The 26782-nt window shown below is 37.5% G+C and carries 25 protein-coding genes; 12 read left to right on the forward strand and 13 right to left on the reverse strand.

Annotation, left to right across the window (positions count from 1 at the left end; translation table 11 throughout):
• Window positions 1–76: 76 nt before the first annotated feature.
• On the reverse strand, window positions 77–349 hold the full coding sequence (locus BEN71_RS17035) for a hypothetical protein (RefSeq protein WP_068975101.1): 273 nt from the start codon (window positions 347–349) through the stop codon (window positions 77–79).
• Between the two features lie 31 nt (window positions 350–380).
• Window positions 381–848 (reverse strand): Holliday junction resolvase-like protein, encoded by a 468-nt coding sequence (locus BEN71_RS17040; protein WP_068975100.1) that lies wholly within the window; start codon window positions 846–848, stop codon window positions 381–383.
• Between the two features lie 143 nt (window positions 849–991).
• Between BEN71_RS17040 and BEN71_RS17045 the strand changes: the two genes are divergently transcribed.
• From BEN71_RS17045 to BEN71_RS17060, 4 genes are all read left to right on the forward strand, one after another.
• Window positions 992–1636 carry a ParA family protein gene (locus BEN71_RS17045; RefSeq protein WP_068975099.1) on the forward strand — a complete coding sequence of 215 codons (645 nt, stop codon included), beginning with the start codon at window positions 992–994 and terminating at the stop codon, window positions 1634–1636.
• Window positions 1637–1736: 100 nt separating this feature from the next.
• Window positions 1737–2855, forward strand: coding sequence for an AI-2E family transporter (locus tag BEN71_RS17050; protein WP_068975098.1), 1119 nt, complete (start codon window positions 1737–1739; stop codon window positions 2853–2855).
• A 218-nt stretch (window positions 2856–3073) separates the two neighbouring features.
• Window positions 3074–3625, forward strand: a complete 552-nt coding sequence (sodC, locus tag BEN71_RS17055; RefSeq protein WP_068975097.1) for a superoxide dismutase family protein — start codon at window positions 3074–3076, stop codon at window positions 3623–3625.
• Window positions 3626–3697: 72 nt separating this feature from the next.
• Window positions 3698–4174 carry a hypothetical protein gene (locus BEN71_RS17060; RefSeq protein ID WP_068975096.1) on the forward strand — a complete coding sequence of 159 codons (477 nt, stop codon included), beginning with the start codon at window positions 3698–3700 and terminating at the stop codon, window positions 4172–4174.
• A 44-nt stretch (window positions 4175–4218) separates the two neighbouring features.
• Here the strand turns inward: BEN71_RS17060 and BEN71_RS17065 are convergent, their stop codons facing one another.
• Window positions 4219–5451, reverse strand: a complete 1233-nt coding sequence (locus BEN71_RS17065; protein ID WP_068975095.1) for a DUF2252 family protein — start codon at window positions 5449–5451, stop codon at window positions 4219–4221.
• Window positions 5452–5636: 185 nt separating this feature from the next.
• Here BEN71_RS17065 and yccS point away from each other — a divergent pair, with 185 nt between their 5' ends.
• Both yccS and BEN71_RS17075 read left to right on the forward strand, forming a co-directional pair.
• The gene (gene yccS / locus BEN71_RS17070) at window positions 5637–7787 is read left to right on the forward strand and encodes a YccS family putative transporter (protein ID WP_068975094.1); all 2151 of its coding nucleotides are present in this window, start codon (window positions 5637–5639) and stop codon (window positions 7785–7787) included.
• A 133-nt stretch (window positions 7788–7920) separates the two neighbouring features.
• Window positions 7921–8202 (forward strand): DUF3817 domain-containing protein, encoded by a 282-nt coding sequence (locus BEN71_RS17075; RefSeq protein WP_068975093.1) that lies wholly within the window; start codon window positions 7921–7923, stop codon window positions 8200–8202.
• 60 nt (window positions 8203–8262) lie between these two features.
• Here the strand turns inward: BEN71_RS17075 and craA are convergent, their stop codons facing one another.
• Entirely contained in the window at window positions 8263–9504 is a 1242-nt protein-coding gene (gene craA / locus BEN71_RS17080; RefSeq protein ID WP_068975092.1) for a chloramphenicol efflux MFS transporter CraA, read from the reverse strand.
• 328 nt (window positions 9505–9832) lie between these two features.
• Between craA and BEN71_RS17085 the strand changes: the two genes are divergently transcribed.
• On the forward strand, window positions 9833–10225 hold the full coding sequence (locus BEN71_RS17085; protein WP_068975091.1) for a hypothetical protein: 393 nt from the start codon (window positions 9833–9835) through the stop codon (window positions 10223–10225).
• 57 nt (window positions 10226–10282) lie between these two features.
• On the opposite strand, the gene BEN71_RS17090 is transcribed toward BEN71_RS17085, so the two are convergent.
• The 5 genes from BEN71_RS17090 to BEN71_RS17110 form a co-directional block, all read right to left on the reverse strand.
• Window positions 10283–11179, reverse strand: coding sequence for a pirin family protein (locus tag BEN71_RS17090; RefSeq protein ID WP_068975090.1), 897 nt, complete (start codon window positions 11177–11179; stop codon window positions 10283–10285).
• Window positions 11180–11280: 101 nt separating this feature from the next.
• A complete protein-coding gene (locus tag BEN71_RS17095) occupies window positions 11281–12354 on the reverse strand; it encodes a hypothetical protein (RefSeq protein WP_068975089.1) in 1074 nt (357 codons plus the stop codon).
• A 99-nt stretch (window positions 12355–12453) separates the two neighbouring features.
• A complete protein-coding gene (locus BEN71_RS17100; protein WP_068975088.1) occupies window positions 12454–12825 on the reverse strand; it encodes a hypothetical protein in 372 nt (123 codons plus the stop codon).
• Window positions 12826–12902: 77 nt separating this feature from the next.
• Entirely contained in the window at window positions 12903–13331 is a 429-nt protein-coding gene (locus BEN71_RS17105; RefSeq protein ID WP_068975087.1) for a hypothetical protein, read from the reverse strand.
• A 147-nt stretch (window positions 13332–13478) separates the two neighbouring features.
• Window positions 13479–14888, reverse strand: coding sequence for an FAD-binding oxidoreductase (locus BEN71_RS17110; protein WP_068975086.1), 1410 nt, complete (start codon window positions 14886–14888; stop codon window positions 13479–13481).
• 384 nt (window positions 14889–15272) lie between these two features.
• On the opposite strand from BEN71_RS17110, the gene serA reads away from it, so the two are divergent.
• Together serA and BEN71_RS17120 are read left to right on the forward strand one after the other, a co-directional pair.
• Window positions 15273–16505 (forward strand): phosphoglycerate dehydrogenase, encoded by a 1233-nt coding sequence (gene serA, locus BEN71_RS17115; RefSeq protein ID WP_068975085.1) that lies wholly within the window; start codon window positions 15273–15275, stop codon window positions 16503–16505.
• A gap of 192 nt (window positions 16506–16697) precedes the next feature.
• Complete coding sequence (locus BEN71_RS17120) at window positions 16698–17567, forward strand: EamA family transporter (RefSeq protein ID WP_068975084.1); 870 nt, start codon at window positions 16698–16700, stop codon at window positions 17565–17567.
• A 364-nt stretch (window positions 17568–17931) separates the two neighbouring features.
• On the opposite strand, the gene BEN71_RS17125 is transcribed toward BEN71_RS17120, so the two are convergent.
• Together BEN71_RS17125 and BEN71_RS17130 are read right to left on the reverse strand one after the other, a co-directional pair.
• Window positions 17932–18627 (reverse strand): metallophosphoesterase, encoded by a 696-nt coding sequence (locus BEN71_RS17125; protein ID WP_227542626.1) that lies wholly within the window; start codon window positions 18625–18627, stop codon window positions 17932–17934.
• An 8-nt stretch (window positions 18628–18635) separates the two neighbouring features.
• A complete protein-coding gene (locus BEN71_RS17130) occupies window positions 18636–20069 on the reverse strand; it encodes a tetratricopeptide repeat protein (RefSeq protein WP_068975082.1) in 1434 nt (477 codons plus the stop codon).
• A gap of 169 nt (window positions 20070–20238) precedes the next feature.
• On the opposite strand from BEN71_RS17130, the gene BEN71_RS17135 reads away from it, so the two are divergent.
• A complete protein-coding gene (locus tag BEN71_RS17135; protein ID WP_068975081.1) occupies window positions 20239–21108 on the forward strand; it encodes an EamA family transporter in 870 nt (289 codons plus the stop codon).
• Window positions 21109–21168: 60 nt separating this feature from the next.
• Here the strand turns inward: BEN71_RS17135 and BEN71_RS17140 are convergent, their stop codons facing one another.
• Window positions 21169–21630 (reverse strand): hemerythrin domain-containing protein, encoded by a 462-nt coding sequence (locus tag BEN71_RS17140; protein WP_068975080.1) that lies wholly within the window; start codon window positions 21628–21630, stop codon window positions 21169–21171.
• A 313-nt stretch (window positions 21631–21943) separates the two neighbouring features.
• On the opposite strand from BEN71_RS17140, the gene hisIE reads away from it, so the two are divergent.
• Window positions 21944–22729: a bifunctional phosphoribosyl-AMP cyclohydrolase/phosphoribosyl-ATP diphosphatase HisIE gene (gene hisIE, locus BEN71_RS17145; protein WP_068975079.1), complete on the forward strand. Its 786-nt coding sequence runs from the start codon at window positions 21944–21946 to the stop codon at window positions 22727–22729.
• 64 nt (window positions 22730–22793) lie between these two features.
• On the opposite strand, the gene BEN71_RS17150 is transcribed toward hisIE, so the two are convergent.
• On the reverse strand, window positions 22794–24974 hold the full coding sequence (locus BEN71_RS17150; RefSeq protein WP_068975078.1) for a PhoX family protein: 2181 nt from the start codon (window positions 24972–24974) through the stop codon (window positions 22794–22796).
• Window positions 24975–25260: 286 nt separating this feature from the next.
• Between BEN71_RS17150 and BEN71_RS17155 the strand changes: the two genes are divergently transcribed.
• Window positions 25261–26754 (forward strand): UvrD-helicase domain-containing protein, encoded by a 1494-nt coding sequence (locus BEN71_RS17155; protein ID WP_086322694.1) that lies wholly within the window; start codon window positions 25261–25263, stop codon window positions 26752–26754.
• Window positions 26755–26782 lie beyond the last annotated feature (28 nt).

Below are 26782 nucleotides of genomic sequence, written 5' to 3' on the forward strand. Positions count from 1 at the left end.
TAATTTAGATATAAATTATAAAAATATTAAACTCATCATACATTTAAAAAGTAATTATGTGAGATAAATGATTAGATTATTCACCTAAAGCTTTTACAAACGCATAGGCGAAGTGAGTTGGTACTAATGGCGAATGATAGCCCACAAAATAATCCAAAGTATCTGTCAGTATGTTGTAAGCGCAAGATTGCTCATGAACATCATCTTGAAGAATCTCCATCAAAACTTGGTAGAGCTGTTGCTTTGAAAGATGTTGTTGATACTTTATCTGAATTAGAAATCTAAAAAATGAATCGATTTTGTCATTTTCCAATTCATTTAAGAAACTCAAAATTTGTTGTTTGATCATTGTGATGATCCAATTTTAACTATGCTATTTTTTAATCCTCAAAATCAATCCGAATCGTTTCAAAACGTACCCGCCCTTCTCTTATTGCTTGAGCAATCGCCTGCTGCCCTTTAGTCAAACGAGCACCACCACTTTTAATATCAATCAACACCACTTCTATATCTTCTGCTAAACCATCACCATCACGAAAATCCGTATAGCCATCAAAAACCACATAATCAATCGGATCGCCTAAAAACTTCGCATCACTCGGTAAATAACGAAACTCAGGCATAATCGGTGCAAGTTGCTCTGCCATTTTCCCTTTTAAAACAGCACGACTGGTATTCACACTACGTTTTTGGGCATGTGCCAAAGCCTGCTGATGTTCGAGCTCCAACTCAGAAATGTATTGCTCATATTCCGCTTTAATTTTGCCATTACGTGTGCTTGATAGCACGATTGTGGTTAATACTATACCTATACAAGCACCGATTAACATTGCCATCCCAACGGACATGCTTTTTCCCTTATCAATTTGACCTAAATTAGGCTTTACACAATGTAAACAACTACTAAAGTTTTGTCATGTGTAACCTATACGCTTGAAAATAGTGCTACAGTAAGACAAAACCCAATCTTGACAGAATCTATAGATCACTCATGAAAACAATACTCATTGCAAATTTAAAAGGTGGATGCGGTAAAACAATTACAGCAATAACATTAGCAACTGCATTAGCTCAAAAAGGCTATAAAGTCGCATTGGCTGATGCTGATACACAAAAATCTGCCCTGCAATGGTTAAAACAGCGTCCTGAACAAGCGGCGACAATTCAAAGCTTAGATTGGCGCCATGAAAAATCAATTGGTGATGCGCCTAAAAATCTCGATTATTTAATTATTGATGCACCAGGTGCTTTAACAGGTGAACACGCTGAACAGCTTATCAGCGAATGTCATGCTGTCGTCACACCTCTACAACCCTCTTTCTTCGATATTGACAGTACCAAGCGCTTTCTAAAACATATCCAAGACATTAAAAAAATTCGTAAAGGTAAGGTTGCAGTACATTTGGTGGCAAATCGTGTAAAACCGAATAGTTCGAGTTCAAAAGACATTCAGCAATTTTTTGAGAAAATTGAGCAAAAACCTGTAGCTTGGATTTCAGAACGTACTGCTTATGGTCAATTGGCAATGCAAGGTCTCAGTATTTTCGATAAAAACCAAAAGAACTTTTTAACCATACAAGAACAATGGCAACCGCTACTTGATGCTTTAATAGACGACCCAAGCGATTGGTTCTAAAGTCATTTGAGAATACCTAAATAAAATAGGTGCTCAATTTGCCAGACTTTATTTTTCAGTTAATATTGAGTTAGCCTCTCAACCGTTTTTAGAGTGATCAGTGCAAGATTTTACGTCGAATTTACAGCGCATCTTATTATTCGGATTATTGTTTATCCTGATTTTTTTAGGCTACGATATTCTGAAGTACTTTATTGTACCTGTGTTATGGGCGTGCATTATCGCCTATATGACATGGCCAATATACAAACGCATTTTAAGATTATTGGGTGAAAATCGTCCGACGCTTAGTGCGTCATTGATGATCACGCTTGTTGTATTGGTTATCGGAATTCCACTGACATTTGCAATTTTTATTTTGCAGCATGAAGGGCGTAATCTCTATTTCGACTTACAGCGCCAAATGTCATCAGGACATTTAACGGTTCCAGATTTGATTCGTGATCTTCCAATTATCGGCAAAGAAATCAGTCGAACTGTCCGTGAAATCAATGCCGACCCGACCAGCCTTTCTCAAACGATAGGTGCATGGATTCAGGGACATATGAATTATGGTAAATTCATTTTAAATGAAATTACCAAAAATCTGGTAAAACTCAGCTTTTCCATCATGTCTTTGTTCTTCTTTTATCGTGATGGACAAACAATTTTGGCACAAGTGAGTAAAGCGCTTCAGATGCTGATTGGTCCACGTATTCATCATTATCTAGATACAATTTCTGAAACAACTCGTGCTGTTGTTTATGGTGTTGGTTTAACTGCTGTTGCACAATCTATTCTTGCTGGTATCAGTTATTTTGTTGCAGATGTGCCAAATCCAATGGTACTGACCATTGTCACATTCTTACTTGCGCTTATTCCTTTTGGGCCCCCTGTCGCTTATACCACGGTGTCTTTATGGCTATTTTCTAAAGGACATACCATCGAAGCAATAGGTGTCATGGCTTGGGGTATTTGTATTGTCAGTACAGCAGATAATGTGATTCGTCCTTTGGTCATTTCTGGTGCAACCAAAATTCCGTTCCTGCTCATCATGTTTGGTGTCCTGGGTGGACTGGCAAGTTTTGGTTTAGTCGGTTTATTCATCGGCCCTGTGATTTTAGCGATTCTATTGGCAATTTGGCGTGAATGGTTACATGAAACTGAAGAACCTAAAATGATCATGCCTGATGCAACAATGGCCTATGACATCAAGGATGATGACTCACCTAAACTATAGATGTTTCATGTTTTATTTTTAAACATTTTAAGAAGATGATTCGCAATAAATACACATTAGCGAATCGTCTTCCCCTATCAAGCACATAAAGCATAATAAGTGCCAATAAAATCGTCATTAAATAAAACTATACAATCAGATATTTAATTCATATTGTTTATCATTTAAAGCTTTGTTTGAATATTGTTTAATACTGACTAAATCAATTGGATGCACCGATGACATCTATCATTTTTAAAACTTCTGTACTTTGTACTTGTCTTGCTTTTTTTACAGCGTGTACAACTACACCTACAACAAAAAAATCACCAGAGCCTCAACAAACTGTTGATATAAGCTCTGTTTCAGCTCAAGGTGTCGGTGGAAAAATTGGTACTGTTAACTTTCAAGACTCTCCAAACGGCTTAAAAATTAATACTGAATTAAGTCAATTACCATCGGGTTATCATGGTTTTCACATCCATGAAAAAGGTTCATGCGAACCTGCTGAAAAAGATGGGAAAATGGGCGCTGCTTTAGCCGCTGGTGGACATTTTAATCCACATAAATCCGCTCATGGCACACCAAATGACGGGCATATGGGAGATTTACCCGTGCTGAATGTCGATTCAAATGGTAATGCAAAAACGACACTTATTGCACCGCGTTTAAAACTTGCTGATATTCAGGGCTTAGCTGTCATGATTCATGCGGGTGGAGACAACTATTCTGATCTTCCGAAACCTTTAGGCGGTGGTGGTGAACGTATCGCCTGTGGGGTTATTCAATAATTAAATGATGTAATGTGGATAAAATTAATTTTATCCACAATTTAAAAATAATACTGCCCACAATTAATCATCATGCAAAATGATCCAATTTCATTAAAAAAAATTCAGCACGATTTAATCATCATCATTACATTACTGAATAAAACTTATTTTAAAACTTCAAATAGTTTAGAACTTAGCCAAGACTCTAAATTTATACAGAATAAACTGCTTGAAACAATGCAAATTCTTCTCGAACTTTTCAATGTCATTTCAGAAAAACACCCTCAATCGAATACTATTGACCATCTATCAACTGACTTTAAAAATGATTTCAAAATGTGTGGTGTAGTAGATTTTCAGAATAGGAATACATCTAAACCAATTCAAATTACACAACTGAAAAAGACCATTTCAAATATTGCCATCCGATTAGACCGTAGCGCGATCCATTGTAAATTTTGCCCAGAACTAGGAATACGTCCTTATGTACCCTTTATTGCAAAGGCATTGTGCATAATCTTTGAACTACAACATTATTTACAAGATAAAAGTAAAATACATGTTTGAATCTAAATTCAGACATGTATTTTTAATCTAGGACTTTTTTTGCATTATTTTTGATGCGATAAAGCATAAAGACGGCAATGATTTAGATACCCTGCCTCATGTACACTGATCAACTCGACAATACTACGCCATAACCAAAATGGCGCATCAATCGTTTTTGATTGATTGCGTTTTAATTCCTTGATCCAAGAGTTTCGAGTAACGTCATCCATTTGTCGTACATGCGCACGTCCAACAACAAATGCCAAATAGAAAGCTAAATTCTGCGCTTCTTGTTCCCCCATCCCTTCGATCTCTAACTTTAAATCTTGCGGTAAAAGCTCTCGGATAAACACTGAGGTATCGAGGAACTTACTTACTCGCATCCGTTCGCCCAAATATGGAGATAAATGTCTCGCACCTTCAACGATACGCAGTGCATTGTCTTTCGGCATAGGCGCATCTGAATATCGAGGAGCAAGCGCTTTAGTGGCTTCTTTTAAATCCATCAAACATAGCCCCTTGCCACGTTGGACTTTGCCATCCATTGAATCAATCAGCACAATGTAACGTAACAAACCCAGTGAGCTACACCCTTTCACCCAATATGCTGAATCGAGTACCCTTAACTTAGCATCTTCATCACGTTTTCCAATCATCGTGACAAGATCTTGAAGCTCAGGCTGCTGGAAAACTAAATCTATTTCACTTTGTTCTTTTTTTAATAAAGGCCAAAACTTTTTGCCTAGCGTAATTTCTGGCTCTAAACCACTTAAACGCTCTTCCGCCAAACATTTCCATGTCCGTTTTACAGCTTTCTTCATCACAGTTTGAATCAATAATGGATGCTCAAGCTTATGACTCAAACGTCCATTACGTTCCAAGGCATGTACATAACCCGCATATAAAGATTCAATCATTTTGGCAGTGATGACACCAGGTAAATCCGAACTCCGTACTGCTGTTGCTAGTGATAATCCTAAGCGAATCAAATCATTGGCGGGATTTCCAATCACCGTCTGATCTAAATCACGGATTTCAATATCAATTTGACCTTTCGCATTGGCAACAGGTCCAAGATTTCCAGTATGACAATCCCCACAAATCCAAATTGCAGGTCCTTGTGGAATTGAGCTAATTTCTGCTTGTTTTAACCAATCATAATACTTCGCTGTATTGCCTCGTACATAAGCATGAATAGAACGCGCCATTTTTAAATTACGACGTTCCACCAACGCTGCATCACGGAACCGAGGTAGTTTTATTTCTGATTTTGACTGACTTGATGATTTTGGCATTTTTATAATTTTGGAAATTTCCGACAACCTATTGTGAATATTTTAGAGCCATTTCGTAAGAGATAAACTGTATATAAAATGTTGATTATTTATCCTTTCTTTTTACATTTCGATAATCAATAAAGCATTTCTACAATGCAGAATTAGGTAAAATACTGACTCAGCCCAACAACCGAACATTCACTGTGAATAGTTATTATCAAATCTTTCAAAATATTAAGTCCAATTCGATCTTAATTTATTGCTTACAGATTTTGATTGTACTGAGTGGTACAACACTTGGGCTGTATTTTCTAGGTTATCACCAATTAATTGTTCCAATTACTCTAGGTGCGATTGCCACTGCGCTGACCGATTTCGATGACCGGCTCAGTATTCGTTTAAGAAACCTCGCCTTTGTCTGCATCCTATTTTTCACTGTTAGTAGTATTCTCGATTTTCTTTATCCTTATAAAATTTTATTTTTAATTTATTTATCACTGTCCAGTGGCTTATTTATACTCATGGGTGCACTGGGGCAACGCTATGCAACCATCTCATTTGGCACGGTTTTATTGTCCATTTACACCATGTTTGGGCTAGGTGAATATTCTGAATGGTATCAACAGCCCACTTATTTTGTGATGGGTGCTTTATGGTATGGCTTTAGCTCGATTATTTTCTATTTACTTAAACCCACACAAGCAGTACAAGACAATTTATCCAATAGTTTCAGCCACCTTTCTGAATTGCTCATGTGCAAGGCGAAATTATTTGACCCTGACAATACTCAAAATGTTGAACAACTTTTATATGACTTGTCCTTACAAAACAGTATTGTGGTACAAAGTTTAAATAGCACTAAAGCATCCTTACTCACTCGCCTGAAAGCCTCACGTGCCAATAAAAATACCATTTACTGGTTAAATTTATACTTCCTCGCTCAAGATATTCATGAGCAAGCAACTTCTAATTATTTACATTATGAAAAAATTCAGCAGAATTTTAGTCGTACCGATTTAATTTATCGCATACAAAAAAATGTCCGCTTACAAGCCATTAATTGTCTAAAATTGGCAGAATTTATTTTAAATCGACAAAGCTTTCAAACCAATCCAGACAATGCCTTAGCTTTAGAAAATTTACACAGTTCCATGTATGAGTGGATCCAGCAAAATCCACATAATCTTGAAGTTAAAAATCTACTCTTGGTGTTAAAAAATCTAAAAAATGTACAAGATCAATTTATTAACCTGAGTATAGAGCAAAATAATTATCAACAAAGTTATAGCCTACATCGAGATAACTTGAATTTATTGGATGATGATATTCACGGCGTACAAGATTTATGGCTCAAGATTAAGCAACATTTAACCCCAAAATCTGCGTTGTTTCGCCATTCCGTACGAATCGCTTTTGTTTTTGCTGTGGGCTATAGCATTTCCTTGCTGCCTTTTGCAAAAAATGGTTATTGGATTTTACTCACCAGTTTATTTGTCTGCCAAATCAGTTACTTTGCCACCAAAAGTCGTTTAAAACTGAGAACTCTAGGAACAGTGTTGGGTGTGGTACTGGGGATTCCGATTCTCTATTTCGTACCCAGTATTGAAGGACAGTTGGTACTCACTATTATCTTTGGTGTGTATTTTTTCTATTTGCGTTCAAAAAAATATGCCATGGCTACCCTCATGGCAACCATGATGGTTTTGCTGATTTTCAATTTAAAAGGTGCAGGTTATGCCATCATTTTACCTAGAATTATCGATACATTATTGGGCTGTTTGATTGCATGGTTTGCCGTGAGTTTTATTTGGCCAGATTGGAATTTTCGTGATATTTCCAACAATATTCGTAAAAGCAGCAAAGCCACTTTGGATTATTTTGATGCCGTGGTTGAACAATACCAACACGGACGAAATAACAGTGTTGATTATCGTAAAGCTCGTCGTGCTGCGCATAATGCACAGATTGAATTATCCAGTATGATTTCGAGTTTGAGTACTGAACCGAATCCAAATCAAGATCTTATTCACAATGCTTTCCGTTACTTGGTCTATAGCCATAGCCAACTCAGCTATATTTCTGCACTAGGTAGCCACCGAGACGCCATACAAGACCCACATATTTTAGCCTTGATGCTCTGGTGTAAACAGACTTTAAATGATGTATTACTCAATCAAAATCTGTTGAATGAACCCGAGATCAATGAAAAATTGTCCGAGATTCAACTACTCAGTGATCAAGAAAATTTATCTGATGAATTATTACTGGTACTCAAGCAAATTAGTTTATTGCTCGAAACTTTACCTGAGTTGTTAAAACTTAAGACCAATCTGTTGACTTTGGAAATTAAATAATTGATGTTTGAAACAGCATCAAAATCATATTTTATATTTCGTTGGATGTAGATGAAATTTCAGGCAAAAATTATTCGACTTTTCATTTTATTCAGATAGACTCAATTGCTCATTCTCATTTGACGAAGTGACCATGAATATCAAAACCTTACGTATTGTCGGTTTTCTTGAAGGGCTTTCTTTTCTTCTCCTGTTATTTATTGCAATGCCTTTAAAATATATTTGGGGTAATCCTATGCTAGTTAAATACGTCGGCATGGGACATGGCGTGTTATTTATCGCCTTTCTTGCTGTTTTATTTATTGTTTGTGAAAAGCAAAAATGGTCTATTAAAATGTTTATTTTCGGTTTAATTGCTTCAATTTTACCGTTTGGACCTTTTGTTTTTGATCATAAATTAAAGAAGTTTGAATAATAAATATCCCCCTCACCCCAGCCCTCTCCCTAAGGAGAGGGAGTACGTGAGGTATTAAAACTAAAACTCACCATTGGCTTTGCGCTGTTGCATAATCCCTTTCAAAATTCCACGTGGAACCGTGAACCATAGAGCGATCAAAGCAAAACATGAAATCGCGTATGCCCACAGGTGAAAATACTCATACAGAATACGAATAATTTCAATCACCACAAAGAAGGTCATCATTAATAATACTGATACTGCTGCGGCAACAGTGCCTTTAGACACCTCAGAAGACATTAACGCAAAACGATAAAGCACTGAAAAGCTAATCCCTTCACCAAAGCTGACTAAAGTCATGCCTAAAATGACGCAGTAAAGAAAGTATTCTCTCCAGATCGTACCAATAACGACAATTGCCGTTCCAAGTAGCATCAGCGGTAAACCAATCAAAACTGTGCGACCCAAAGCCAAGCGATCGACCAATTTAATCAGTACGATATTGCCAACGATTAAACCACCCAAAACTGGGAACTGTGCTAAACCATATTGCAAACTACTTAGCCCAAGTTCTTCGACGAGCATGACAGGTGATAAGGCAATCCATAGCATCAGTGGCATTGCCACCATCGGCATGCCTAGAGTTAAACCGAGAAAAGTCTTATTTTTAAAAACTTTCTTATAGTCATCCCAAATATAGCTCATCGGTTGTTTAGGAATACTGATTTGATTATTCGGCATTTTGGCTTTTAAACCAAACCAACTCAGAAAAGCCAAAAAGGCAATACCAATAAAGCCCCAATGCCATGACACATGGTCAATCAGCGCAGCACCGACCACAGGGCCAATCAATGGTGCGAGTAAGGAAATATTTGCCATGAGTGCCATGACTTTAATGGCATCACGTTCTTCAAAGGTTTCTTGAATCGCAGCATAACCTGCTGAAGCAATCACAGATAAGCCAAAACCTTGGAGGAATCTTAAAACTAAAAAGCTTTCAATATTCCCAGTTAATAGAATGAGTAAACAGGTAATGACGAAGAACGCCACACCACCCAATAATACTTTTTTACGCCCGATTTGATCGGACAACGGCCCCATAATCCCAGCGACACAAGCGCCACCGAGCAGGTAAAATGACATCGATGACGGTGCCCACGCACTGCTCACACCAAACTCTTTGGTGATCGCAAGCATCGCTGGCTGAATCAAATCATTGCCGATATACACTGAAAATTCGAATAATACCAAGGCCAATGGAAACATCAGCGTAGCACGACTCAAACTTAAGTTTTGTCCTTGTTGTACTGAATTTTTCATGACTTTCTACATATCTTTCATCATGTTTGGATGACTTGAGCAATTTTCAGGGAGAAAAATACCGTCACACTGCAAACAAGCGTGTTAAACACTAACTTTTAAAATTAAATTGTGGAGTTTGCTTTGAGAGAAAGCGAGTTGAACACCGTATTCACAAGGTGTCTAGAACATATAATATTTGTGAGAATTGACTGAATGGACACTGTGAAATGAATATATCCTAAATTCAGTGAATACAGTCTAACACATGCGCTTTTCATGTCAAAGTTGAACATTTTTTATTCTTAAGATATTCTAAATCCTCTATAAATAAATATGAATAATTTAAATGAAAAATAAAAACCCTGTCGTCATGATCATTATTGGTATTGTTTTATTCCTTATTGGTGGTGGTCTTTATTTCACAAGCTCCAAGCCCAATATCAGCGCAGAAGACCAAGCACGTTGTGAAAGTTTAGTTCAACAAAAATATGGTGAAAGTTCCAGTTCTATCATTGGCAGTTGTAAAACTGACACTGGTTTTGTTGCGATGATGGATGCTCAAGCTGGTGGTACAAATTCAGCAGAAGCAACAGCAAAAGCCATTAGTTCTGCCAATAATCAAGAACTCGGCTTAGGCTTCTTCGGTAAATTCTTAACAGGTTTATGTGTCGGTATAGGTATTGCGATGATCATTAAAGGTTTTATTGCTCTGAGAAATAAAGCCAATCCAACTGCTTAATTAAACTTAAATGACTTTTAAAGCATGCGGTTACACTAATCACATGCTTTAACGGATTTATTCATCTTCTAAGACTTTGGATTTGATGAATGTGCCATTTTTAATGTCATCAAAAGCTTCCAGTATTTCATCATAAGTGTTCATGACAAATGGACCATGACCATTAATCGGTTCTTGTAATGGCTTGCCGGTTAGAAGTAATAATTTACAGTGTTGCAAAGCAGTAATTTCAAAGCCTTGTTCAAGGTTCGACATCACGGCAAGTGATTGTTCTTCAAATATTTCATCTTCTGGCTGAAATTGTGCTTTGCCTGTTCGTAAATACACAAGCGTAGTATCACCTGCCCCTGCGGGTAGCGTTATGGTCTGCCCTGCTTGGATTTCAATATCTAAAACATTGAGTGGTGAATGTACTTTTGCAGGCCCTTGATGTACTTCATTGTTTTCATCCACATACGTTCCTGCAATGACGCGTAATGTTCCTGCTGATTTTGGTAATTCGACCACGGGAATATTGGCTTTACGCAGACTTTGATAGCGTGGTGGATTCATTTTGTCTTTGGCTGGTAAGTTGACCCACAGTTGCACCATTTCAAAGTATCCACCTTGCTTGGAGAATGCTTCGCTAAAGACTTCTTTGTGTTCTACGCCTGAAGCTGCGGTCATCCATTGCACATCGCCTGCTGAGACAATTCCACCTCCACCTGTTGAATCTCGGTGTTCGAGTTCTCCTGAAAAGATTAAGGTAACGGTTTCAAATCCTCGGTGTGGATGTTCGCTTACACCTTTACGTAAATTGGTTGGTTTTAAAATGCCTGGACCTAAGTGATCAAGTAAGAGGAATGGTGAAACGGTATTGCCCAATTCATAGTGTGAAAAGACTGAAAGCACTGGATAAAAATCGCCAATGGCAAAGCGGGTATCGTTGCGATGGATAAAGGCAAGGGTTTTCATATTGTTATACTGATGAGTTTTGATTCTTAAAGATAGCCTATCAAGTCTTTGGATTCGATAGGCTTTATGAGTTTCTGTGTTGCAGATTTAGAATGCCAGAGTTACTCAATAGATTTTTTTACTTTTAAAGCTTCTGCTAATGCCTTATTTGCTTCAGTGAGTAATTTAATTTGCTCGACAGAATGATCAAAATTTTGATTAGACTCAATATAAAGCTCTTGTCCAAAGAACCGATCAGCCAAATGTTTACGGAGTTCTAGACGATCTTCATCTTTGAGTTCACTTACATAAAGTGGAAAAGATGCAAGTTCGGTACCTATCATCCTTGCTTTGTATGCAACTTTACGATGTTTTGAAGATTCTTTTGTTAAATACCAAGCAGGAGTGGTTAAACTAAAGAGCATAAGAATACGAAGTAGACTGTCTATACCAAATGGTATCTCAATAAAGTTACTATCTCTTAAATGATTCCAATTTTGAATAGAGATATTGAAGAAGCACAATAATAAAATAATTCCTACACTACAGAAAATATATAAAGCCCAATTTCTATAATTATTCGCTATAGTCATTTCTTCCTTATAAATATCCACATACAATTTTTCAATTTCGCCATTAGTTACTTTGTCTGTAATTTTATTTAATATTTCTTTCTTATTTTTTAATTCTTCAATCATTTTAGCAGCTTGTTCATAAGAATCTATTAATTCTTGCCGTTCTTGACTAATTTCTAAAATTTGATTGTTTACTTTCCTAAGATCATTGTGAGAATTTTTTAGACCAATAGCTAATTCCTCTGAGAGGTGAATATATTTTAATCTGTTTTGTAAAACCTCTTCAAAATCTATTTCATATCCCTGAAAAGTAGCTGACTGCGATCTTACAGTGACAATTTGTGATAATATTTTTTTGCATAATTCATCTATTGTAGGTAATTGATTATCCTGAAAGATATTCTTAGAATTTCTAAAAATAGAAGCTAAGTCAAATAATGCAGTATTACTTTCAAGTTTATAGAAATAGCGCCATTTCTTATCTGGATCATCAAATTCTTTTAAAATTTTTATGACATTCGTATAATTTTCTAATTCAGCTAGTGAATATTGCTCGCTTAAAAAATTTAAAGAGACATATATTTCTTTTATCGCATCAGAAATACTCTTATTCAAATTCATTTACTAAAACCCCAAAAATGGAAAAAGTGCATCAAAATTAATACACTTTTATGAAACATAATTACTTAATTTACAATAATTATTTTAAAAAATTACCTATCAAGCACACTTCGCTTTTTGGAAAGTCTTGGTATTTTTCCCACGATAGCATTGATATTCCTTTTGTGTATCTACACGCTTCCACTGACCATCAACATTTTTAAAACTATATACTGTACGGATCGAACGAACCGAATCATCCATCAAGCCTGTTTCAGTCAACTTCACTTCCGCTACCGTCGGATTTTCTACTTTGTTAAAATACTGACGTAACTCAACTGTTGCCAAATTCTTACGCAGATCAGAACGCTCATTTAAAACCTGATCTAAAGGTGTGCTGCCACCACCGACCTTATTCACTAAATTTTGAGTCGTCGCACAACCCGATAAAACACCCAAACACAGCGCAGAAATTACAACTAAACGATTCATATTCTTAAATTCCATACTTAACTTACGACTAAATTTTGCCTTAATTCCTCATTTTACAATAGTCGTACTTTGTAGTCTTAGCGAAGAGAATCATGCGGTTTAAAGGCAAACTTTAACCAATAAAAGGAAATAATCAGCAACCCAAAAGCAAATTTGTCAAAATGCATGACCACCTCATAAATGATTGGAAAACTTGAAAGAAGGATCAACCAACGACCATAATTTTTAAACGCCCCATTGCCTTTAAAATAATAAATAATGCAACTCCAGCTCATCACGATAAAGCCAATCGCAAGTGCATACAGGCACTTTCCATGTGCTTGAACAATTTCTTGATCTTGGTAACTTTCAGGACTTAAGCTGTACTTAACTAAAAAGTAAATTAAACCTGCCGTCATAAATACTGTCAGTGGTAAATAACGTAACAACAATCTGAGAGAATGATCAAATGCTTTACGCCTTTGTTTGGATTGGTCTGCTTCAAGCTTTATTCTTATTTTATCCATGGTGATATTCTTTTAATATTTTTGTTAGATTTCGAATAGCTGAAAAAAAGCGCATTCTATTGAATACGCTTTTTAACATAAATCTATGCGATTACAAAATGAATAACCGCATCAAGCTTGAATCAAATAACTGGCAGATCAAACAAGTTAAAGATCAAACAATTTACCTGGGTTCATTACACCATTTGGATCGAACACTTTTTTCAACGCTTTCATATATTCGATTTCTTCAGCAGAACGAGTGTAGTCCAAATATGGCTTTTTCGTCATACCCACACCATGTTCAGCAGAAATAGAACCATCATATTTCTTCACAGTTTCAAACACATATTTATTCACCACCTGACATTTAGCAAAGAATTCATCTTTAGATAAATTTTCAGGTTTTAAAATATTTAAGTGCAAGTTACCGTCACCGATATGACCAAACCAGCAAATTTCAAAGTCAGGATAATTACTTTCTACAATTGCATCAATTTCTTTAATAAATGCAGGAACATGCGTAATCAACACTGAAATATCATTTTTATACGGTGTAAATGGTGCAATCGTTTCAGAAATATCTTCACGTAAACGCCATAAGCTTTGAACTTGCTCAAGGCTTTGACTCATCACACCATCAAGTACCCAACCTTGTTCCATGCAATGCTCGAAGATTTCCATCGCAGCATCCATGATTGGCTCATACGGCGCTTCAAATTCAAGCAATACATAGAATGGGCATTCAGTTTCAAACGGACGTTGAACATGACCACGATCCAAAACTTTTTGCATTGCCAATTCACCAAAGAATTCAAATGCAGTTAAATCAATTTTGCTTTGGAATGCATGAAGTACAGGCATGATCGCATCAAAATCTGGCACACCTAAAACTAAAACTTGTAAATCATGTGGCGCACGTTCAAGTTTAATTTCAGCTTCAGTGACTAAACCTAAAGTCCCCTCACCGCCAATGAATAAATGCTGCATTGCGTAACCAGTCGCATTTTTAATCATGCCTTTGTTTAAACGCAGTACATCACCCTTACCTGTCACTACAGTCAGACCAAGTACCCAGTTACGTGTCATGCCGTATTTGATGACTTTGATACCGCCCGCATTGGTACCAATATTTCCGCCCATTTGAGAAGAACCCGCAGATGCAAAATCCACTGGATAATACATACCCTGTTCTTCAGCATAATTTTGCAATTGTTCAGTCACTACACCCGCTTGGATACGCACCATACGATCCGCAGGATAGAATTCTAGAATTTGGTTCATCTTGTCAAAACTAATGACAATTTCACCATTGGCAGCCACAGCACCAGCAGACAAACCTGTACGACCACCAGACGGTGTAATCGCAACATTAAACTGATTGGCAAGTTTAACAATCGCTTGCACTTGTTCTGTGCTCGATGGAAAAACGATGACCGAAGGATTTGGATCAAAATGCTTGGTATGGTCTTTACCCCAATTTTCTAAACTGTCAGCATCTGTTTTTATACGGTTTTCACCAACAATCTGCGTCAATTGGGTCAATAATTCGGGTGCTATCGTAACTGGAGCATTCATCGTTTTGCGGACCTAGCAAGAAGTAAAAGAGAGGTTGTAGCGCTACAACTTTCGATATTTTAAACCAGTACATGAAAGTTTTTCGCAAATTTTCATGGTTTAAATCATTAACAATACCGATTTTTCAGTCATTTTAGCCAAATGACTGCTCAGGATAAAGCACAGATTTGAATTTGATTATCCACACTTTGTGTATGATCAATTCAACAACAATATTAAAAATCAATAAATTAGAAAAAAACCTGTAATCTATTTGATTTATATATAATGCTTATCAGAAATCGTAGATAAAATATCCGTCGATACTGTCATAACGAAATATCTATAGAACCATGTATATGGTATCATACTGCGACTAAATTTGGCCTTTGTAGCGGAGCCGTAATGAGCCAACATCTTTCACTACCTAAAGATAAAATTCGTTTCTTGTTGTTAGAAGGCGTTCACCAAAACGCAATCGACACTTTAAATGCTGCTGGATATACCAACATCGATTTCCGTAAAACTGCGCTTGAAGGTGAAGCGTTGAAAGAAGCGGTTAAAGATGCACACTTCATTGGTATTCGTTCCCGTACGCAATTAACCGAAGAAATCTTTGAAGCTGCGAATAAATTGATCGCAGTCGGTTGTTTCTGTATCGGAACCAACCAAGTGAATTTAAATGCAGCCATGATTCGTGGTATTCCTGTATTTAACGCACCATATTCAAATACGCGTTCAGTTGCTGAACTTGTACTTGCTGAAGCGATTCTTTTACTTCGTGGCGTACCTGCGAAATCAGCATCAACTCACCGCGGTGGTTGGAACAAGTCTGCTGTAGGTTCGTTTGAAACTCGTGGTAAAACTTTAGGTATCGTGGGTTACGGCTCAATCGGTTCTCAACTTTCAGTTTTAGCTGAAAGCATGGGTATGCATGTGATTTATTATGATGCAGTCACTAAACTTCCGATGGGTAATGCACGCCAAGTGGGTTCACTTGATGAACTTCTTGCCAATGCTGATGTGGTAACACTTCATGTTCCTGACGTTCCTTCTACAAAGAACTTCTTCGCAAAAGAACAATTTGCGAAAATGAAAGAAGGTTCAATCTTCTTGAACGCTGCACGAGGTACTTGTGTTGTGATCGAAGATTTAGCTGATGCAATCAAATCAGGTCATATTGCTGGTGCAGCAGTTGACGTATTCCCTAAAGAACCTAAAGCAAATGGTGAAGAATTTGTTTCTCCACTTCGTGGCTTAGACAACGTGATCTTAACACCTCACGTGGGTGGTTCGACTATGGAAGCGCAAGCGAACATCGGTCTAGAAGTTGCTGAAAAATTTGTTGCTTACTCAGATAAAGGGATGACTTTATCTGCTGTGAACTTCCCTGAAATCGCACTTCCATTGACTGAAGGTAAACACCGTTTACTTCACATTCATAAAAACGTGCCAGGCGTTCTTTCTAAGATCAACAACTTGTTCGCTGAACACGGTATCAACATCTCTGGTCAGTCTTTAATGACTAAAGGTGATGTCGGTTACTTAGTGATGGACGTTGATGCAACTGCATCTCAAGAAGCACTTGATACACTTCATGAAGTTGAAGGCACAATCCGCGTTCGCGTATTGTTCTAAGACTCATTGATGTTAAAAACCACAGGTTTTGCCTGTGGTTTTTTTATGTTTAAATTTTAACAATGAGTCAAATTATGATCATTATTTTCACTAATTCTCACCTATTCATCTGATTTAGAATGTATGATCTAAACTGATTAAAACTTCCAATATCGTTCATATTTTAAATAAATATCAACTGATCAGACTCCAATGCCAAATCTCAAAAATGCCCCACATTTCCAAGCCTTGATCTTACTGTTCATTGCGATGATCAGTATGCAAAGTAGTGGTGCACTCGCCAAAATCCTGTTTGATCAATTTCCTGTACTGACCATTTCAGCGATGCGTTTATTACTCGGCTCTTTGATCTTGGCGATCATCTTTAAAATTTGGCAGGCTGATTTTAAACAAGTGAGATGGAAAGCGATTATTAGCTATGGTCTTGCTTTGGCTGGGATGAATGCCCTGTTCTATTTATCCATTGCACGGATTCCTTTGGGCATTGCCGTTGCTTTTGAATTTATTGGCCCATTGAGTGTGGCGCTGTTTCATGCACGACAAAAGTTTGATTTTGTCTGGGTAGGATTGGCAATCTTAGGATTGGTTTTACTGTTTCCATTTCAACAAGCTTCACAAAGTTTAGACCCCATCGGCATTGCTTTTGCTTTAGCCGCAGGTGCATGTTGGGCGCTGTATATTATTGCAGGGCAACGACCTTCAGGCGTTTCAGGCAATCATACGGTGTGTTTAGGAATGTTTATTGGCATGCTATGCCTCATCCCTATTGCCTTAATTACGGGTATGCCAATGAGTGTTTTTGAACCCTCGAACCTGATTTATTTTATTGCTTTGGCTATTTTGGCAAGTGCACTGCCTTTTTCTTTAGAAATGATTGCCCTCAGAAATTTATCGGCTTTGAGCTTTGGAACATTAATGAGTTTAGAACCTGCAATTGCTGCATTTTCAGGCTTTATTTTCTTAGGTGAACAATTGCTTTGGACACAATGGCTGGCTTTAGCAACCATTATCAGTGCGTCGATTGGCTGTACGGTGACGACACAAAGAGCGAGAAAAGCGTAGCTTGATAATAAAGCTCTAATAAGGTCTGATATTTAAAATTACCTACTTAGCTGATGTTACGTAGTAACATCAAATACATATTTAGAATCTTGAAAAAAATGGATACGCGATAACGTCATCCGCAATTGTCTGAGGCAGGACTACTTTTGACTAAAAATGTTTCTGCGATGTATTCAATATTTTGACGGAAGCTGACGAGTTCTGCGGATGACAATGGTTTTGCCCACTTTTGCCGAAACAAAAGTGCGGTCGAGCCGAAGGCTAACCCCTAAATCAAAACTTTTGATGTAAGACTCCGCCAAGTAGAAATAATAACATTTAAAATAAATCTTATTTATAATTCATAAAATCAGTTATTTAGTATTTATATAACAAGCACTTGCTCTTCAATCGCTAAATTCTGATCTATTTCCACAATCGTTAATTCACCACCAAAACACGCACCCGTATCTAGATAATAACAATTGTCTTTTCGAGTCACACGATCCACCACGGTATGACCGAGAAAAATCTGATCAATGCCAGATACAGTTGAATACTTTAAGAAACGACGATTTTTAATTCGTCCTCTGCCCCATAAAGCAGACTCACGGCTTTTAGACTGAATGGTAACTTTGAATTTATCCCAATCATTCAGATCAATATCTGCATGGACAAAACCATATTTTTTATTTTGATAATCAACTTCTAAAAGCAACGGAACACGTTGCAGTCTTTCAATAATTTGCTTTTGCTGTTCTATACTGAGTTGATAAAACCATTTTCCACCATGCTGTGCATGTAGATTTGCCATTGATGGTTCAACATGAGAAAGCAAACACATTTCCTCATGATTGCCTAAAATTGCTTTAAACCACGGTTCATCCAGTAAATTTAGACATTTAAAGCTGTCAGGGCCACGATCAACCAAGTCCCCAACAGCAATGAGCATATCTTGCTGAAAGTTAAATTGTATCTGTGCAAGCTTTTGCATCAGTTGATCATAACAACCATGCAAATCACCCACCACAAATAAGCGTCCTTTGTGGTGGGTATATTTTTCAACTGATGCAAAATTCAAAACAGAGATTACCTATATTCAATTGAAGCTGCTTCGATATGTTGATTCTCTTTTGCTAAATCCAAATATTTCGTAGCAGTCTTCTTATTCTTACGAACACCTAGACCATCGCGATAGATTTTGAATAATTCAAAATATGCATCCACATCCCCTTGATCAGCCGCTTCAACGAATAAAGTTGCACTTTGTTTTAAATCTTCTTTAACCAGCTTACCATCACGGTAAAGTTGCGCTAACAGAAAGAAAGCACGTGGGACATTCAACGCTTTGGCTTTATTTAACCAATACAATGTTTGTTCAGCATTTTCTTGACGTTGTTGATAAATCGACATACACAACATTGCTTGTACATGGGCTTTATCTGCTGCTGCATTTAACAATGGTAAATGATGCTCGTGTTCCAAAGGCAATAACATCGCCAATTCAAACTGTGCATCAGTATGATTTTGCATGGCTGCACGCTCTAACCAAGAAACACCTTGCTCAATATTTTTCTCAGCACCAATACCATAACGTAAACATTGTGCTAAAGAATATTGCGCAGGCACATTCCCTGCCACTGCGGCATGCGTCAACAATTCAAAAGCCAAAGTCGTATATTCTTTCTGTTTTTGTTCAGTTTTAACTGTTTCAGCATCTTTCAACAAGGTCACTGCTGCAAGATAAGCGGATTCGACATGCCCATTCTTTGCAGCTTTGAGTAAAAACTCTTGTGCAATTTTAGCATCACCATTGGCACTTTTTTGTTCGATCAAAGCGCGTACATAACATCCAAAAGGGTCATTGGCTTCTTGGGCAATGTTGGCATATTTGAACGCAGCATCTACCTTATTGTGAGTTAAATAACTGAATGCCAATAACGCACTTGCAAAACTATCATTTTCAGCAATGATCAATAAATCATTTTGAACTTTAATCGAATCAAACCCTGGATATTCAACGCAGAATTTCAAACTATTTTGATGCTTATTTTTAATATAGTTTTCCACCAATAATTGATAAGCAGCAGCTTTATCTTGCTGTAGTTTATGCTGCGCATGTAAAAAAATTGCCTCAGGCTGATTTAACTCTACTGCGTGTTGCAAGTGCATCAACCCTTGGGCTTGAGACAACTGATCCGTAGAGTTATTTAAACCCAAATATGCGAGTTCTAAATGTGCCAAACCGTGATTGAGCTGTGCGCCATGTTGAAAAAATAAAATCGCAGCTTGAATGCTCTGATTGACATAGTGCCCCAAGACATGCCACTGCCCCAGTAAAGTACTGGCTGGTGCAAAACCTTGATTTGATGCATTGACCAATAAGTCAACACGTGCTTGAGCTTCTTGCTCGGTCTGTGCATACCCCTGTTGTTCTTTTTTAAGTACTTCTACATACCATGTTTCAGCTTGACCTAATTCATTTGACTTTAATTCTACGATTTTTTGGGTATTACCTGACATCTTCTATTCCTAACACATGTGCCATTACAACTATATTTATCCCCATCTTACAGAGGTGTTATGAGAATCACAAAGAAAAATATCACCTGAATATTCATATATTTTCAAAATACCGACAGAATTTGCAAAAAGTGCTAAAATTTTTGAGTCACTTTTCTACACGATTGATATGCCAAATTCTCAACTTATCGCTGTACTGTTCATGGTCTTATCGATGGTGTCTTATCAGATCAGTGCATCATTTGCCAAACAACTTTTTCTAGTTTTAGATCCTCTCACGGTCGTTACACTTAGGCTTTGTTTTGCTTCTATTTTAATTGTCTTGATGTTCCGTTCATGGAAAATTATCAAACGCTTACCCTATTTAAAATGGAAAAACTTATTATTCTATAGCGGTTCAGTCTGCTTGATGAATGTATTGTTTTATGCCTCTTTAGGTAAATTGCCTCAGGGAATCGCCGTAGGGCTTGAGTTTTTAGGACCTTTAACCCTTGCATTACTCTCGATCAAACAAAAAAGTGACTATATCTGGGTTTGTTTAGCGATCTTTGGTATTGCACTGATGGTGCCTTGGCAAGATGCAACAGCGCAAAATTTTTCTTATATTGGTGCTGCATTTGCCCTCGGTGCTGGGGTTTGTTGGGCGATCTATATTTACTATGGTCAAAAGGTTGTTCGCCAAAATATCGGGATGCATGCGCTCAGTATTGCCATTGTTCTATCCGCAATGGTGCTATTACCGATCAGTACCGTACACAACCCCGATGCTTTATTACAAACCCAATATTGGGGTAAAGCATTACTCATCGCACTGCTCGCAACCGCAATTCCTTATGCACTCGACCTACTTGCCTTAAAACGACTCAGTAAAATGAGCTATGGAACACTGTCTAGCTTGTCCCCTGCACTGGCAGTTGTTTCAGGAATGCTTTTGCTCAATGAACATATCACCACTGTGCAAATGGTTGCTTTGGTCTGTATCATGCTTGCTTCGATAGGGGTGACATTTAGAGCAAAAAATACCGAACAAGGCGATTGAGTTAAACATGCTTTTGTAATGTTTTGATCAAGATATTGATCGGTTTAAGTCAAAAAAATATTAACCCGTTAAACTGGTTTTATCCTTTGCTTTATATTTTTTATATTCTGTTAAATATTTCTTGGCCAAAGTCTGTTTTTGTTGATCATCAAAAATCTTTCCAGCTTGCTGAAAAAAGCCACGCTCTTCTTCTTGTAAGTGATGATGTACTGTTTCAGACAATTTCTTGGCTAATATTAACCAACGAGAATGACTCAAATCAGTCTCAGCAAGTTGCTCCAACAATTCATCCATAAGATGATGTTCAGCCAAAGCATGACGGCTAATGTTTAACCCAGAATCCGTCATCATTAAAGGAATATAAAAATAACGGTCTTCAGCGACTGCATGCGCAAATAGTTCATTTTTCAATAAAATAAAAAGTTGCTTCCGTTCAGGTGTATTGCCTGCTGTTTGCGTCAACTGTTCTGCTAATTTTTTTTGTATTTCATGGCTTTCTCGCAAAGCCTCAAATATATTCATCAAACATCCTCTTTTTTTAATTCAATCGTCTTCTATGCACTACCCTGTTAAATTAAGATGCGTAAATAAACGATCATAGAGGACTCACAAAAAAAATACCTCGTAAATTTTCAATATATTTGTATCAAAAAATTGAACAGCTTTGACATATATGGACTAAGAAATCGAGAGCACCAAACATGATCTCAAAATTTCACTGGGTGCTAAAGATTAAATAATTTCCAAGATTTTCCGCAAATCATTTCAAATCACGTAAACTATAACCGCTACGAAATAGCACAAAAATTTTAAATCAATGAATTGGTGAAATCCTATGAACAACTTGCAATGGCTCGATGAAGTAAAATTTAACGAACAAGGACTTATTCCTGCTATTGCACAACATCATCAAACAGGGCGTATTTTGATGGTGGCATGGATGAACCGTGAAGCACTGCAACTCACTGCTGAAAAAATGCGTGGCGTATATTTCTCACGTTCACGTAATAAATTATGGTTCAAAGGCGAAGAGTCTGGACATTTTCAAACCGTTTATGAAATCCGTTTAGACTGCGATGCAGATGTGATCGTATTGCAAATCGAACAAGAAGGTGGCATTGCTTGTCATACAGGTCGTGAGTCTTGTTTCTATCGCAAACTCACACCAAATGGTTGGGAAATTGTCGATGCTCAACTCAAAGACCCAAATGCAATTTATGGCGAAAAGGCTTCAACCAATCCACATACATTGGCAATGAATTCTTCAAATGTACAATCTGAACAAGTGGAAGTCTTAGATTACTTAGGCAAAATGATGGCTGAACGTAAATCTGCCGATCCTGAATCATCTTATGTTGCCAAGCTTTATCATAAAGGCTTAAACAAAATCTTAGAAAAAGTCGGTGAAGAAAGTTTTGAAACTGTGATTGCAGCCAAAGAATATCAAGCACATGCCAACGAAGATAATAAAAACGATTTAATCTACGAAGTGGCGGATGTATGGTTCCATACCATTGTGATGTTAGGTTATTTCGACCTTGATGTGCAGTTGGTTTTAAATGAATTGGCTCGTCGTCAGGGGCTTTCAGGCTTGGTTGAAAAAGCCAATCGCGATCATTAATTTTGATTCATTTGAAATAAAATCCCGTGCAATTGCACGGGATTTTTTATGCTCTTAATCTATATTAAGAAGATTTCTTTTCAACAGAAGGTGCAACAGGATCAGCAGTAATATAACCGACTGCTGCAGCAAACTTATTGTTATAGTTTGTATTAATTGCTGCATCCAATTCCGCAAGTAAGCTTGTTGTTAAGCCACTACGAGAACCATCTGCATTGTCTTTGTAGAAACGATTCCACTCATCACCAGGATGCTGGAAGTTGCTCATGATATATGTCCAACCATTGACCTCATCCACAGCATGTAAACCTGTAGATTCAGCACCCGCTGGTGCAGATAAAATACGATCTAATTTTTTCGTATCAACGTTATATGCCCAAAGGTAATTATTAATATGGTTACCAGAATCTTCACCGATAAACAAAGTACGAAGTTTCTCTGAATATTTTAAATTATCAGGACTCGCAATTTTTTCAGGGTCAGCTGTATTACCAAAACCATCAAAACTAATATCGACGCCACGTAATAATAAACTGGATTCGCTAGGTACCCACTCACTGTTAATTACGGTATTAGTATTGTCTTTCTGACCACTTGTTAACTTATGTTCTAAAATTCCGCCTGCCGTAATTTTCGGGAACTTCACATTGTGTTCAGCGAGATAACCACTACCACCTTCAACCATTGAATCCACAATGTTTGCTAGAGCTGAATACGCTTTTTTATCCGCAACATTCACTGTGGTGCCTTCATTTTTGGTGAGCGCCATAGAAGCACCAACAAATGCTGCATAGCGGTGAGTCTCAAGAAACGCTGCTGCAAGCTTAGTCTTATCACTCGTGTCTTTCAGTTTAAGATAAACACCAGTTTTACTTAAATAAGTAAATTTAAAGCCTTGCGCTTCTAAATCTGCTTTTTGTGTTGCTTGTTGTGTTTTTAAACGCGCTTTTGCCGCATCTGCCAAAGCTTTTTGCTCTGTTGTCGGATTAGCCGCATCAATTGCAGATTTTTCAGCAGGAGTTGCATCGGTTGGATATTTAACAACTTGTAAAACTGATTCAAAAATATCTGTTGCTTTAATTCCACTTTTGATCAGATTCTCAATCTCTGCACTGGTCGCGTGACCAAGCTTAATCCATGAAATCTTACCAGCTGTGGTATCCGTCAACTGTGTAATGAATTTTGCAACATACAAAGTTCCCGCAGATAAATCCTTTTCTTTATCCGCAACAAACATGAATAAGCCACCATTGGTATAATCATCTCCCATGAGTACTGTGCGATTATCTGCAAAGACTTGTACCAACTCATGTGAAATACGACCTAGGCAATAATGCTTTTTCACAGAACCAGTACCATCTGCTTTCACTGTGATTTCTGGTAAATGACCATAATTATATGGATTTGCAGAAGTTTCATCACCATATATATTTTTACTAAATGCTTTGAGTGTCGATAATGATTGACCTAGTTTTTGGTCAAATGCATCTGGTTCGTACTCTTCACTCGAAAGATGCGTTCCCCATGGCGAAAGACTCGCACCACATGTAATCCAAAGACCATGTGCACTAGAAGTATCAACATTATGGTATTTGATTAGTGATAAATGACCAGTTTTAGGATCTTGGTCAAGTGTTAGTACTGCGATTGGAGAAGATAACTTTCCATACGTATCTCCACCTGCTTGGTCTTTAGACAAATATTCAAATTGTACGACATGAAAAACAGGGTTACCTTTTACGCCCAAAGTCTTTTTATCGGCATCCGTAAAATCTTTACCAGTTGCTTGTTTAAAGCTAATTAGAGAACTACCATCTGGACAATCTGAAAAGAATTGACGTTCTTTACCTGTAACAGACTTATCGATAATCGGTTGATTTTTAATATCATAATAACCACCCGCAATGATTTGACCACCTTTACCATCAGGTACTTTGGTACCTGTCAGGAAGAATGGCTTATAACCCAATTGATATTCAGTTTTACTGCCATCATCCCAACTGATTGAAAGTTTAGATGTACAAGCTGTCGTCGCCATTACAGTAACTGTGGTTGGAGCAGCCATTGGTGTAAATGTTGCTGTTTTTAATTTAGCAGGATTAACCACTGGTGTTGTAGTGTCATTACTATCATTGCATCCTGCTAATGTCGCAGATGTTGCCATTGCCCCAAGCGGAAGAAAAGGAATGCTGGCTAACCATGTAAGGACTTCACGACGTGTGTGTTGGTTGGCTGAATTTGTCATAATATTTCCACAATATTTTAGAATTTTTCCCTGCTTGAGTGTAAAAATCTGTTATGACAATTCCGTTTCACTTTTAAGTCACTTTCAAGACAAAAACTTAAAAAATTCATATCATGATAAATATGAAGTACTAAGCAATACTTTGATTCTCATTCTAATGTATCAAATTTTATTGGAGAGCTTTGTTGCCGTCATTTCCTAAAGAGATTTAACCCAAGCGCTTAGTAAACTTTGCTATACTTCTGGCTCGATTAAATTTTCAACTGAATAAGATTTTATAAATACTGTGCCTCATTCTTTTAGCCCGACTCATGAACAAAATTTTGCCATTGCAGAAGCAAAAAAGGGACAATCCTTTAAAGTGATTGCCTATGCTGGGACAGGTAAAACAACCACACTTCAGTTGATCAGTGATGCAATGCCTGAACGACGTGGCATGTATTTGGCATTTAATAAGGCAATTGCATCTGAAGCACAGAATAAATTTCACCAAAATGTAAATTGTCGTACCTTTCACTCCTTGGCATTTCGTAGCATACCGCGTGGGGTTACAGACAAACTACGCTTACCACGATTAAGCCCAAGTTTTATTGCCAAAGAATATCGCCTAGAGCCCATCACGCTTAGACGCTTGATGGGTGGACGCTATGAAAAATATGTGCTGATGCCAAGTCGTTTAGCCAGTTTGGTCGCAAATGCTGTCAGTTATTTCTGTTCCACCAGTTCTCAGTATCCTGCTCCTCGCCATATCCAAGCACCGAGTTGGTTACATCCTGATGATGTGGAAAGTTTACAAACCCATTTATATAAATCTGTTGAAAGACGTTGGCTAGAATCGATTGATCCAAATCACCAAGCAGGGATTGGACACGATATTTATTTAAAATTGTGGGCATTATCAGATCCGTTTATTCCCGCAGATTATGTGCTATTTGATGAAGCCCAAGATGCCGATCCACTCATGCTCGGTATTTTACTGCGTCAAAGAAATACCCAAGTGATCTATGTCGGCGATGCCCATCAACAAATTTATGCATGGCGTGGTGCGGTGAATGCGATGCAACAAATGCCACTGCCTGAATCAAGACTTACAACTTCATTCCGTTTTGGCGATGCCATTGCTGATGTTGCAAACAACCTATTAAGCGCACTTGATGAAACTGTCCCTTTATTGGGTAATCCAGATATGAAGTCGAGTGTGGTGAATAAACCCCATACCAAAATGCGCGATGCAATTTTGTGCCGAACCAATGCCCGTGCAATGGAACTACTCCTTTCAGGTTTAGTACAAGGTGACAAAGTCAGTTTGCAAGCCGATCATGTCAAACTCAATCGCTTTGTCGATGCAGCCAGTTTGCTCAAACAAGGTAAGCGCGTAGTCGATGTTCCTGAATTGGCTTGGTTTAACTCTTGGCATGATGTGCATGAGTACTGTGAAACCAATGATGGCAGTGATATCAAGCCTTTAGTGAAATTGGTCGATGATCATGGTACAGAACCTCTCAAAAAAGCACTTGCTAAAATCACCCCGATAGAGCAAGCTGATTATGTGATCTCTACTGCACATAAAGCCAAAGGCTTGGAGTGGAACCGTGTCCATATCGAAGATGATTACCAATTTAAAATAAATGGTTTAGAGCATAAAATCAGTGATGAAGAATTAAGATTATTATATGTGGCATGTACCCGTGCCAAAGTCAGCTTAAATATTCACCATATCTATGACCTCGTACAACAATTGAAAGTCAAAGCGCCCTTAAAAAATAAAGCAACGGCATAAGCGTCGTTGTCATTCGATTTATAGGTAT

The organism is Acinetobacter wuhouensis (genome assembly GCF_001696605.3).
Taxonomy (GTDB): Bacteria; Pseudomonadota; Gammaproteobacteria; order Pseudomonadales; family Moraxellaceae; genus Acinetobacter; species Acinetobacter wuhouensis.